This is a genomic window from Owenweeksia hongkongensis DSM 17368, from assembly GCF_000236705.1.
Lineage (GTDB): Bacteria > Bacteroidota > Bacteroidia > Flavobacteriales > Schleiferiaceae > Owenweeksia > Owenweeksia hongkongensis.
Genome location: NC_016599.1, coordinates 1,977,395 through 1,990,005, shown reverse-complemented (window position 1 = coordinate 1,990,005; position 12,611 = coordinate 1,977,395). Strand labels below are relative to the sequence as shown.

General features: G+C 41.8%; 7 protein-coding genes. 4 read left to right on the top strand and 3 right to left on the bottom strand.

The genetic code is table 11. The features are described from left to right. Positions 1-37: 37 nt before the first annotated feature. Both OWEHO_RS08930 and gcvP read right to left on the bottom strand, forming a co-directional pair. Positions 38-1,333, bottom strand: a complete 1,296-nt coding sequence (locus OWEHO_RS08930; protein WP_014202148.1) for a T9SS type A sorting domain-containing protein — start codon at positions 1,331-1,333, stop codon at positions 38-40. A gap of 96 nt (positions 1,334-1,429) precedes the next feature. Continuing rightward, positions 1,430-4,303 carry an aminomethyl-transferring glycine dehydrogenase gene (gene gcvP, locus OWEHO_RS08925; protein ID WP_014202147.1) on the bottom strand — a complete coding sequence of 958 codons (2,874 nt, stop codon included), beginning with the start codon at positions 4,301-4,303 and terminating at the stop codon, positions 1,430-1,432. Positions 4,304-4,422: 119 nt separating this feature from the next. Between gcvP and OWEHO_RS08920 the strand changes: the two genes are divergently transcribed. The 4 genes from OWEHO_RS08920 to OWEHO_RS08905 all read left to right on the top strand — a co-directional run bounded on the left by OWEHO_RS08920 (position 4,423) and on the right by OWEHO_RS08905 (position 11,668). Beyond that, complete coding sequence (locus OWEHO_RS08920) at positions 4,423-5,265, top strand: UbiA prenyltransferase family protein (RefSeq protein ID WP_014202146.1); 843 nt, start codon at positions 4,423-4,425, stop codon at positions 5,263-5,265. A gap of 251 nt (positions 5,266-5,516) precedes the next feature. Next, positions 5,517-6,797 (top strand): kynureninase, encoded by a 1,281-nt coding sequence (gene kynU, locus OWEHO_RS08915; protein WP_014202145.1) that lies wholly within the window; start codon positions 5,517-5,519, stop codon positions 6,795-6,797. A gap of 1 nt (position 6,798) precedes the next feature. Next, positions 6,799-8,148 carry an FAD-dependent oxidoreductase gene (locus tag OWEHO_RS08910; RefSeq protein WP_014202144.1) on the top strand — a complete coding sequence of 450 codons (1,350 nt, stop codon included), beginning with the start codon at positions 6,799-6,801 and terminating at the stop codon, positions 8,146-8,148. Between the two features lie 190 nt (positions 8,149-8,338). After that, on the top strand, positions 8,339-11,668 hold the full coding sequence (locus OWEHO_RS08905) for a hypothetical protein (protein ID WP_014202143.1): 3,330 nt from the start codon (positions 8,339-8,341) through the stop codon (positions 11,666-11,668). 246 nt (positions 11,669-11,914) lie between these two features. Here the strand turns inward: OWEHO_RS08905 and OWEHO_RS08900 are convergent, their stop codons facing one another. After that, a complete protein-coding gene (locus OWEHO_RS08900) occupies positions 11,915-12,550 on the bottom strand; it encodes an endonuclease III domain-containing protein (RefSeq protein WP_014202142.1) in 636 nt (211 codons plus the stop codon). Positions 12,551-12,611: the final 61 nt, after the last annotated feature.

Sequence of the window (12,611 nt, the reverse complement as noted above, 5' to 3'; positions counted from 1 at the left end):
CGCGGGTTTTTTATGTTAATCTTTAAAGCTTCCGGTCTTACTTGATAGTAAGTTTGGTAGTTTTAGAGATACCCTCACCGCTTAAGTTGATAAGGTAAACACCTTTAGTAAGGTTAGAAAAGTTTCTGTTTAGTGCTTCTCCACCGTTGATGCTTACTTGCTCAGAGTATACAGCCTGACCTACCAAGTTAAGAACATCGATAGTGTAAGTACCTCCTTGAGCGATCTCAAGAGTTACATTGCCTGTAGTTGGGTTAGGGAATACATTAAAAGAAGCTTCTTCCTTTACTTCATCCAAACCAACAGTAGAGTTTGCTGACATCATTACAGCAACAAAGTTTCCGTTGAAGCTTTCTGGGAAGTAGCATGGGAAACCATTTGATAAGTTATAAAGCTCTGCTGATCTAAAAGAACTTGTACCGTTCATTCCACCAAAGTTTCCTGCATCACAAAAGTACATGTTTAGGTTACTCAAAGCGATAGCAGGATCTTGAGCAAGTCTTCCAGCAAAGTTAGGTGCAGAAACTGTAGAAGGAGTAACAGTGTTGAAAACAGTGTCACCTACAGAAAGTCCAGAAGCGTAAGCAGACTTAAAGAAGTAAGATACACCTACAATGTTTCCAGCCGGAATAAGTTGGTTAACCTCCAATCCATAGTAAGCTGAAGTATTGGTAGTATCGTTTGCTGTAAGTTCAAGTCCAATACGAACCTTGTTTGAACCTTCAAGACTAAATGAAGGAGGAGTACCAAGAGTGAAGGTAGGCGCTACATAATCACAAGACTCGTCAGGAGATCCGTTTGTGTAAGTAACAGTTCCTTCATTGAAAGTAGTAGTGCTGGTGCTAGGCGCCCATACAAGTTCTACGATCAAAGAGTCACCCATTGGGTTAGGAATAGAAGATGGAGTTCTATAAGCTCCTAAGATGTATACACTATCAATAGTGTAATCGTCAACTTCCGCAACTTGATTAGCTCCCCAAGCTGGAGAGGTTGGATCAAAAGTCAAACCAATAGCATGATTGCTGATATGCTGATCGGCATTGCTAAAAACTTCTACTGCAGTAGAATCTTGCCACATTGGATTTTGGAAAATGCTAAACTGTGCAGACCCACCAAACAAGGTGTACATTTCATCTACAAAACCCATAAATTGGTTAGTGATAACACCACCAGCGGTTTTTTTCTTGTTAGATTGAAGTTTCTTCTTAGCGATCAAATTTTCAATATGCGCAACTTCTTTTGCGTCAAGTTTCAAATCAGAAGGCATGTCGTTACTCTGAGAGTAACCAGCGATACCCCCCATTAAAGAAAGGGCTAGTAATACTTTTTTCATAATAAACTTAAGTGTTAAACAAAAATTAAGATTTCACAAAGTTAGCAAGTATTATTGATTTATAAAATCAAGTACTTACTGATTATTAATAATTTCCTACGAATTAATGGCGTAGGACTCCATTGGCTCGCATGTGCAGACAAGATTTCTGTCTCCATAAGCATCATCTACCCTGCGAACATCAGGCCAAAATTTATTTAAAGCAATATATTCTAATGGAAACGCTGCTTTTTGACGTGAATATGGAAGGTTCCATTCATCAGCTGTAAGCATTCCCATGGTGTGTGGAGCATTTATTAGTGGATTATTTTCCTTGTCAGCCTCACCATTGGCTATTTCTTCTATCTCCTTGCGAATGCTCAATAGGGCACTGCAAAAACGATCAAGTTCCAGCTTGCTTTCACTTTCTGTAGGCTCAATCATAACGGTACCTGCAACTGGGAAAGAAACTGTAGGAGCGTGATATCCGTAGTCCATCAAGCGTTTAGCTATGTCTACAACCTCAATACCTGCGGACTTTTTAAATGGACGGCAATCCACAATCATTTCGTGTGCTACGCGCCCTTTCTCATTAGTATATAGTACATCAAAGTTTCCTTCAAGTTGGCTCTTAATGTAGTTAGCATTAAGAATAGCAAACTCAGTAGATTTTCTCAAACCAATTGGTCCAAGCATTTTGATGTATCCGTAGCTAATAATAAGGACTAACGAACTTCCATAAGGAGCAGCAGAAATAGCACTGATTGCATTTTTACCTCCGGTCTTTACCAATGGGTGTCCAGGAAGGAAAGATGCCAAATGCTCAGCCACACCGATAGGTCCCATTCCAGGGCCACCGCCACCATGAGGGATAGCAAAGGTTTTGTGCAAGTTTAGGTGACAAACGTCAGCGCCAATGTTACCCGGGCTGGTTAATCCAACCTGAGCGTTCATATTGGCACCATCCATATATACTTGTCCACCATTCTCATGAATGATAGAGGTGATTTCTTTTACAGACTCTTCAAATACACCGTGAGTACTTGGGTAAGTAATCATCAATGATGAAAGATCATCTTTGTACTGTTCAGCTTTCGCTATAAGATCGGCTACGTCAATGTTCCCCAATTCGTCACATTTTACCACAACTACTTTCATACCGGCCATAATGGCGCTGGCAGGGTTGGTGCCATGTGCAGAACTTGGAATAAGCGTAACATTTCTGTGGCCTTCACCACGTGAAGTGTGATAAGCCTGAATTACCATCAATCCAGCATATTCGCCTTGAGCGCCAGAGTTTGGCTGAAGCGATACAGAATGGAACCCTGTGATTTCTGCAAGATCACGTTCTAATTCGCTAATCATTTCTAAGTATCCTCCTGTTTGCTCTTTTGGTGCAAATGGGTGAATATTAGCGAAAAGAGGCCAGCTCAATGGAATCATTTCCGTTGCAGCATTAAGCTTCATGGTGCAGCTTCCTAGTGGGATCATTGAATGATTCAAAGAAAGGTCTTTGCGCTCCAAAAGCTTGATGTAACGCATCATGTCAGTTTCGCTATGGAAGCTGTTGAAGATGGTTTGCTCCAAATATTCTGATTGTCTCTGAAGTGATTCAGGGATTACGTTTACCTCAAGTAACTTTCCTGCCTCAGCAGCTTCTACTTCTTTAGCTTCCGCAAAAATTGAAATGATCTCGTTGATCGCTTCAAGGTTTGTATTTTCATTAATACTGATACCTACAGTATGGCTATCAATAAAACGGAAGTTATATTCTTTCTCAAGCGCAATTTCGCGGATAGTTTCAGTGCTAATGTCGCCAGTTTCGATTTTCAAAGTATCGAAGAAGGACTCATTGGTACGTTCGTACCCCATTTTGCGCAAAGCTTCATCAAGGGTAACAGCCGAAAAGTGAATTCTCTTGGCAATATTTTTCAAACCTTTTGGACCGTGATACACAGCGTACATTCCCGCCATTACGGCAAGTAGTACTTGTGCGGTACAAATGTTTGAAGTTGCTTTTTCTCTTTTAATGTGCTGCTCACGAGTTTGAAGCGCCATACGCAAGGCATTGTTTCCATCCTTGTCTTTGGTTACTCCAATAATTCTACCCGGAATAGCTCTTTTGTATTCTTCTTTGGTAGCGAAGTAGGCAGCGTGTGGTCCACCAAAACCTAATGGAATACCAAAACGCTGAGTGGTTCCAACTACTGCGTCAGCTCCCCACTCTCCGGGAGGTGTAAGCAAAGCAAGACTCATAATGTCAGCAGCTACAGCTACTTGCATGTCATGGTCTTTGGCATCTTTCATAAAGTCGGTGTAGTCAAACACTTCTCCATCAGAAGCTGGATATTGAAGCAAGGCTCCAAAGTATTCGTCACTTAGCGTGAAATCTCTGTGATCTCCGATTACCAATTCTACACCAATAGGTTCCGCTCTGGTTTTGAGGAGGTCGATGTTTTGGTGTAAACAATGAATTGAAACGAAAAATTTATTGGCATCTGCCTTCTGCTTGGCGCGTGAGCGACCAGCAAAAAACATAGCCATAGCCTCAGCAGCAGCGGTAGATTCGTCAAGCAAACTAGCGTTGGCGATTGGCAAACCAGTAAGGTCAGTAATCATGGTTTGGAAGTTCAATAAAGCTTCCAATCTTCCTTGAGCGATTTCTGCCTGGTATGGTGTGTAAGCCGTGTACCAACCTGGGTTTTCTAAAATATTACGCTGAATAACACCAGGCATAATAGTAGGGTGGTAGCCCAAACCAATATAGGTTTTGAAAACCTTATTCTTTCGAGCTATGTCTCTTATTCGAGACAAATATTCAGACTCACCAAAGGTATCCGAAAGGTTTAATTCACCTTTTAGGCGAATATCTTTTGGCACGGTTTGGTTGATCAACTCTTCTATAGAATCAACTCCTACAGCCGTAAGCATTGCTTTTACATCTTCCTCTCTGGGGCCAATGTGTCGGTAGGCAAATGAGTCTGTTGTCATAGCTATGATAATATTTTAGATTTTTGAGACGGCAAAAGTAAGGATTAAGGACATTGTACGCATATAGTATAAAGGATATTCTATTCGTATAAATTAAATCAATATTACGCTTGGGTAAAATGGCTAAATATGTAGTGTACAGTAATTTGTGGGTGGGAATTGCTGTTGGTGCCTTTAGTTTGTTTACCATGTCATCGTTCTCTTCTATAAATATTGGCTTCATTTTGATGGTGATTTTTTCTACTGCCTTCACTTATAACTATATGCGCTTTGTGCAAATCCGTGGTTATGACCTTCGTAGTGAGCTTTCGTTTAAAGCCTGGGTAGCTGGTCACAGGAGCGAAGTTTTGCTTTTTATGCTTGTGTTTGGAGCGCTCACCGGTTTAGCTTTTATAGAAATATTTTCTGTTGAGCTCATTTTGTTAATGATTCTTCCTGGCATTATTTCGGCAACCTACCCGCTGAGTTTTAAAAATCCCTTCAGTAGTTTCACATCTCTTCGCACGGCTCCGGGGCTAAAGATGTTTTTGATTTCCGCTACCTGGAGTTATGTTACGGTAATTGTTCCCACCGTGCTTTATGATACGCTTTCGCTGGAAAGTGTTTTGGAGTTTTTGATGAGAACTTTGCTGATTCTGGCTTTGGTAATCCCTTTTGACATTCGGGATGTGCCGTATGACGATGCTCTCATGAAAACTATTCCGCAGGTGATTGGGCGCGATCAGGCAAGGCAATTGTCCATGCTTTTTATTCTACTATATCAAGTGTGGCTTTTAGTAAGGCTTTTTGTTTTTGGTGATCCGGTTTTTTACACAATTGCACTTTTAGTTGGCTTAGAAATCGGCTACTGGCTGGTGCGCTATTCGCATCGTGAACACAGTGAATTGTATTTTTCCTTTTGGATAGAAGGGGTGCCTATTTTTTGTGGGGTGCTTTTGATGGTGGGGAGTTTGGTGTTTTGAGAATTTAGCCTGTCAGGGTTTAGAACCCTGTCAGGGCTTTTATTATTAGTGCATGTATCTTTTCCAAAGTTTCAAACTTTGGAAAAGCTGTGATGTTTAAAATCCGTCAGGTATCTAACCTTTTTCTCTCTTTTTACATGATTCACTCCATTGATAACTCAAAAGTTTTTTACTTCGCAGCTAGGCTTTCTCATAAGGGAAAATGACGAGAGAAGAAGCCATCAGTTTTTTATTTATAGAACACCTTATACATGGAATATCAGTTTAATGCAGAGTTTGCGCTCAAATGTGATGCGGAGGATGAATTGAAAAATTTCAGAGCTCAATTTTTATTTCCACAGCACAAGGGCGAAAACGCCATATATTTTACCGGAAACTCTCTTGGCTTACAAGCCAAAAATGCACGCGAGTATATCAGTGAAGAGCTGGATGACTGGGCGACATTTGGAGTAGAAGGACACACCGAAAGCCGCAGACCATGGCTGAAGTATCACGAATTTTTCACAAAACCTTTGGCGAGCATCGTTGGTGCGAAACCTAGCGAAGTAGTTGCTATGAATGGCCTTACCACAAACTTGCACTTATTGATGGTGAGCTTTTTTCGCCCGGAAGGGAAAAGGAAAAAAATAGTTTGCGAAGGCAAGGCTTTTCCATCAGATCAATATGCACTTCGCAGCCAGTTGCGTTTTCATGGCCTTACGGAAGATGATCTTATCGAAATTCAACCGGATCCTGTAGCTGAATTAATCACAGATGATCGCGTGATTGAAACCTTGGAAAAGCATGCTGATGAAATTGCTTTGGTGATGCTGGGTGGTATGAATTATTACACCGGTCAGTTTTTTGACATGGAGCGCATCACCCGTAAGGGAAAGGAAATTGGCGCGGTAGTAGGCTGGGATTTGGCCCACGCTGCGGGAAATATGCCCATCAAACTTCACGACTGGGATGTTGACTTTGCCGCTTGGTGCGGATACAAATATTTGAATAGTGGTCCTGGTGGGGTGAGCGGAATATTTGTTCACGAAAAACATCACGGCCAAACCGAAATACCACGCTTTGAAGGCTGGTGGGGACATGATAAGGAGACGCGTTTTAAAATGCCGGAAACCTTTAAGCCTATCCCAACGGCTGAAGCTTGGCAGCTGAGCAATGCTCCTGTTTTTGCCATGGTTCCACTTTTGGCGAGCCTAGAGCTTTTTGAGCAGGCGGGTATGCAACGCTTGCGCGAAAAGTCTAAAAAGCTGACGGCTTATCTGCAGTTTGTGGTAGAGCAGGTTCGTGAAAGCACAGGCGTAGAATTGAAAATTATTACCCCAAAAGATCCGGAAAGAAGAGGTGCTCAGCTATCGGTGATAGTGCCGGGTGTTGGTCGTAAGGTGTTTGACTATTTGATGGAAAATGGTGTGATTTCGGATTGGCGTGAGCCGGATGTAATCCGCATGGCTCCGGTGCCGATGTACAACAACTTTGAGGACATTTTCCGCTTCGGGAAAATCTTTGAGCAAGGACTAAAGAAATTTGCCAAATAGCATGGAAAACAAAAAAGTAACGATAGCCGGAGCAGGATTGGTGGGCTCACTTTTGGCCTGTTATATGGCCAAAAAAGGTCACGATGTAAAGGTGTACGAAAGACGCCCAGATATGCGCAAAACCACCATTGATGGTGGTAGGTCTATAAATTTGGCGCTAAGCAACCGAGGCTGGAAAGCTTTGGAAGGTGTAGGTGTGGCGGATGAAGTTCGCAAGATGGCGATACCGATGTATGGCCGCGTGATGCATTCCCGCGAAGGGGAACTTACCAACCAACCGTACGGGCTTAATGGCGAGGCTATTTATTCTGTTTCTCGTGGTGGGCTTAATGCTTTGCTGATGGATGAAGCTGAAAAACACAGCAATGTTTCCATCGATTTTGACCAGCAATGCACGCGAGTGAATTTAGAAACTGCTGAGGCAAGTTTTAAATCATACAGTACCAAAGAAATTACCAAAGTAGAGGGCGACTTGCTTTTTGGAACGGATGGCGCTTTTAGTGCTGTTCGCTCTTCTATGGTGAAAACCGATAGATTCAACTATTCGCAACAGTATATCGAGCATGGTTACAAGGAATTGAGTATTCCTGCAAATGCCGATGGTACGCATAAAATGGAGAAGGAAGCGCTGCATATCTGGCCGCGCGGCAGCTATATGCTCATTGCTCTTCCCAACCCTGATGGCAGTTTTACTTGTACTTTGTTTTTTGCCAACGAAGGCGAAACCTCCTTTGAAACAGTTAATACTTTGGAGAAAGCTCGCGCCTTTTTCAAGGAACATTTTGCTGATGCTTTGGAGCTAATGACGAATTTTGATGAAGAATGGGAAAACAATCCTGTGTCTTCATTGGTGATTATTCGCTGCTTCCCATGGTCAAAAAATGGAAAGGTGGCTTTACTGGGCGATGCTTCTCACGCCATCGTTCCTTTTTACGGACAAGGTATGAACAGTGGTTTTGAAGACTGTACTGTTTTAGAAGAAATTATGAGTCAGCATGGCGATGATTGGAATACTATTCTGAAGGAATTTGAAACTCAACGTAAGCCTGATGCAGACGCTATTGCTGATTTGGCGATGCGCAACTTTGTGGAGATGCGCGACCTTACCGGTAATGCGGATTTTCTTCTTCGCAAAAAGATAGAAGCCAAGTTTAGTCGAAACAATCCGGGAAAGTGGATACCACTTTATTCAATGGTTACTTTTAGTGATATTCGCTATTCTGATGCTTTGAAAGAAGGTCAGCGCCAGGATAGAATTATGGAAGAGGTGATGGCAATGCCGGATATTCATCAAAATTGGGAAGATCCAAAAGTAGAGACGAAGATTTTGGAATTGCTGGGGAAGTATTGAGAGAGAGCTGTAAACCGCAAGCTTCAAGTCTCAAGCCGTAAGCTATTAGCTTGCAACTTGAAGCTCGGAGCTTTTCTAAGGTTTGCATTTCCCTATTTATGGTATATTCGTGAGAAGCTTTATTTGTCTTTACACTAAACCCTAAGCTTCACAGTTTATTAATAGATTACTATTTCCTTTAAGAATTTCAATGCCAGTGGCAAAAACTTACTCTCACGTACGCATAGCTCTTTTTGGCTTGCTTTTCATCTTGTTGGCAAACGAGGTGCAGGGTCAGTTTTTCTATGGAACCCGCCAGACTTTTGGTAAAAATAGGGTTCAGTATACCGAGTTTGATTGGGTGTTTTATCGCTTTGAGCGCTTTGACGTTTATTTTTATAGAGGAAACAAAGATCTGGCCGCGCAAGTAGCTCGAATGGCAGATAAGCAGCTTCCACGCATAGAAGCCTTGCTGGATGCTCCCTTGGATGACCGTGTGCAGATTTTGGTTTTCAATAACCTATCCGACCTCAAGCAGAGTAATGTAAATTCAAGTAGCGAGGAAGACTATAATACTACAGGTGTTACCCGAATCAGTGGGAGACGCCTTTTTCTACATTTTGATGGTGACTATGTAAAGCTCGAAGGCGAGCTACGTTCAGGGCTTTCTGAAGTTGTACTAAGCAATCTTATTTATGGAAGTTTCACACAGTCAATTAAAAATTCCACTTTGCTAAACCTGCCAGAATGGTACACTGAGGGGCTTATCTCTTACATTGGAAATCCGGATAATCCCAACGTGGATAAGTATGTGCGCGATGGTTATTTGTCTGGCCAGTATAAAAGTATAAACTCCGTTTATGGAGAGCAGGCGCGATATGCCGGGCATTCCATTTGGAATTATTTGGCGGATACTTATGGTCAAAAAGTGCTGAAAAATGTGGTGTACATGGCTGTGGTAAATCGCAACATAGAAAGTGGCTTCCTGTACATTTTGGGTAAAGACCTGGATGAGGTTTTAAGGGGCTGGCAGAATTATCTTAAAGAGCAATATGAACCCAAAACCGGGGTGGAGAATTTTGCGGAAGAAGAACTTCTTAAAGTGAAAAAGCACCACATCGTTACACATATGTCTACAAGTAATGATGGGCGATATTTGGCCTACACAAGCCAGCGGTTTTCCCGCTACAAAGTGTTTTTATATGATTTTGAAAAGGACAAAAAGAAGCGACTGCTTACAGAAGGTTATCGCATTGCTCAAAATTCGGACTACTCTTATCCCTTGCTGGCGTGGCACCCCAATGGTGAAATATTAGCCATGATTACCGAAGAGCAGGGTTTTGTGTATCTCCATTATTATGAATTGGAAAAGAAGAAATGGCAGAAGCAAAAATTCTTCAAGTTTGATAAAATTCTTTCGTTTGAATACTCTGCTGACGGAAAGCGATTTGTGCTTTCAGCAGTAAAAGATGGCCAGTCCGATATATTTATTTACACCATCCTCAATACCAAAGTAGAGCAGCTTACCAATGATACTTATGCCGATCTGTATCCAACCTGGATTGAAAAAGACTCACGAATTGCATTTAGTTCTAACCGTCCAACGGATTCAGTAAAACTGAAAGAGAAGGCTACGGAGTTTCCTAAGCGCAAGATGGATATCTACGCTATGCCTGCCCGTGAGCCTAAAGATACTTCTGTGATTTGGCAACTTACCAATTCTCCCTTCACTAATGAGATATATCCAAAATCTTACGCTGATGGATATGTGTCAATACTTAGTCAAGGAGCACGGGGAGTGGCTTCGCGGCATCTACTTAAAATTGATAGCAGCATTGCTTCGGTGGATACCACCACGCATTATGCTTATGAATTTAGCGAGTACAAACTCTCAGATTATAACCGTAGCATTTTGGCCCATGAGGTAATGCAGGAGCGGGATGAGGTGCTGGAAATGGCTTTGGTGGATAAGCGCTACAGGATTTATAGTACACCATATCGTTCACCAGAAGATTTGAATTTTGTGACTTCCAAGTCTACACCAGTAATTCCAGTGGCGAACCCAAAAGAAACGGAACGTCCGGACAGAGCGGCTATTCAAGAAAGTGAAAGTATGCCTCTGTATTACCCGGGTGTTGACCCTACAAAGTTTGAAGTGGACATTAATGACTACAAATTTGATAATGTAGATGAGAAAAAGGACAGGCCGGCTCCAAGGTCTCGATTGAAGCCAAAAGAGGTGGACATATTACCCGCTCCGATTGCTATGGAGCAGGAGCCTAAAGAGGAGGAGCCGCTCGATATTCCGCCACAGAGAAATTACTTTTTGTCATTCTTTCAAAAGGACTTTACTGTAGGGTTTGACAATATTTATGACAACCCACAATACCAGCCTTTCACAGGGTTTGTTTCGGGTGATTATCTCAATTCAGGGTTTAACATGACCTTGGGTGGTGGGGTGCAGGATTTGATGCATGATTATACTATTTCAGCAATGCTGAGCACTAGTTTCCAGCCATTGAATGGAACCTCAATTATTCCAAACTCGGAGATAATGGTGGCGCTTAGTGATTATAAAAACCGATTTGATAAGGATTATGTTTTTGCCCGCAGGAGCAAGGTGCAGCTGTTTACAGAAACAGATTACGAACGTACTATTTCCAATGAGGCTACTTATAAGTTGTCATATCCTTTTAATCCAGTGTCTTCATTACGCGGAAGCTTGGGGTACAGAATGGATGAGATAATCAGTTTGAGCCGTGATGATAGCTCATTGGACAAGCCGACCAAATATCAAGATTATGCCATTGCAAGGCTGGCCTATGTTTATGATAACACACGTAAGATTGGACCAAACTTATATTCAGGATTGAGGTACAAGATTTTTACAGAGTACTATCGAAATCTTTATAAAAGCCCAACAGGATTGCATACTGCGGGTATTGATTTAAGAAATTATACTATCATCCATAAAAACTTGATTTGGGCCAATCGCTTTGCAGCGGGAACTTCCTTTGGGCCGGAAAAGTTGATTTACATAATGGGAGGTGTGGATAATATGTTTGTGCCCAAATTTGAACCTACAACTCCAATTGCTCAGGACAATAATTACATATTTCAAACCTTGGTAACTAACATGCGAGGTTTTTACCAGAACTCAAGAAACGGAAACAGTTTTGCGGTGTTCAATAGTGAATTGAGATGGCCAATTTTTAGCTACCTATTTCAAAAACCAATTAAGAGTGATTTTATTAAAAACCTTCAGGTGATTGGCTTTGGGGATGTGGGTACGGCCTGGAATGGGCCATCCCCTTACAGTAAGGAGAACGCTATTAATACCAGTACTATTCCTTACGGCCCCACGGGAGGGAGTGGTCAAATAATAATTGACAGTCAAAAAGACCCTATCATTTATAGCTACGGAGTTGGTCTTCGCACGAGGCTATTTGGCTACTACCTGCGCTTTGATTGGGCATGGCCTGTTGAGGATGGTATTATTCTGGACAGTGAGTTTGCCTTCAGTTTGGGGTATGATTTTTAAAACCACTCTTCATGATTCTTGATGGCTTAATGGTTAAAAAAATGAAAACCATTAAGGAGTTAAGGTGCATTAAGTTTGGAGTATGATTTTTAGAAAGATTAAACTCTAAATCCTAAGCATCAAATTCAAAATGTGAAAGCAGGAAGTCCCAAAACCAACTTTGATTCAAGTGGCTGTTCGGTGGAGTGTTTTGAGCTTTAAAATTTGCCAACTCCTTACTCCAAATTCCAGACTCCCTACTCCAAACTATTTCAACAAACTCTTTCTTGCGATTTTTTGAGAAATCACATCTTTATTAATATCCCAGCCGCGAGCGGGAGAATATTCACGGGCGTAATAAATGATTTGCAAATGAAGTTTGTTCCAAAGCTCTTTTGGAAAAAGTCGTTTGGCGTCCTTTTCCGTTTGTACCACCGACTTCCCATTACTTAGCCCCCAGCGGTTCATTAAGCGATGAATATGGGTGTCTACAGGGAATGCAGGAATATCAAAAGCCTGACTCATTACTACCGAGGCAGTTTTGTGCCCCACGGCAGGGAGGCTTTCCAAAGCTTCAAAATCAGCTGGTACTTCTCCATTGTATTTGTCAATCAAAATATGGGAGAGTTGCTTAATGCCATTTGATTTCATTGGCGTAAGCCCACAAGGACGAATGATGGCGGCAATTTCTTCTTGAGTAAGTTTGGCCATTTCGTAAGGTGTGCTTGCCACCTGAAATAGGAGTGGGGTGATTTTGTTTACCCGGGCATCTGTGCATTGTGCCGATAGCAAAACGGCAATTAGCAAAGTATATGGGTCGGAATGATCTAAAGGAATCGGAACCTCCGGATAAAGTTCTTCGAGCTTATCAATTACAAATTGCACTTTTTCCTTCTTAGTCATACCTAATTATATATTGAGTGGCGAAAGTAAATCGGAAATTTCCATTAAGCGAATTTCGGTA

What these genes read in the sequence shown, in the direction of transcription:
- OWEHO_RS08930 (WP_014202148.1), bottom strand. Translation starts at nt 1,333, where the DNA reads ATGAAAAAAGTATTACTAGCCCTTTCTTTAATGGGGGGTATCGCTGGT.
- gcvP (WP_014202147.1), bottom strand. Translation starts at nt 4,303, where the DNA reads ATGACAACAGACTCATTTGCCTACCGACACATTGGCCCCAGAGAGGAA.
- OWEHO_RS08920 (WP_014202146.1), top strand. Translation starts at nt 4,423, where the DNA reads ATGGCTAAATATGTAGTGTACAGTAATTTGTGGGTGGGAATTGCTGTT.
- kynU (WP_014202145.1), top strand. Translation starts at nt 5,517, where the DNA reads ATGGAATATCAGTTTAATGCAGAGTTTGCGCTCAAATGTGATGCGGAG.
- OWEHO_RS08910 (WP_014202144.1), top strand. Translation starts at nt 6,799, where the DNA reads ATGGAAAACAAAAAAGTAACGATAGCCGGAGCAGGATTGGTGGGCTCA.
- OWEHO_RS08905 (WP_014202143.1), top strand. Translation starts at nt 8,339, where the DNA reads ATGCCAGTGGCAAAAACTTACTCTCACGTACGCATAGCTCTTTTTGGC.
- OWEHO_RS08900 (WP_014202142.1), bottom strand. Translation starts at nt 12,550, where the DNA reads ATGACTAAGAAGGAAAAAGTGCAATTTGTAATTGATAAGCTCGAAGAA.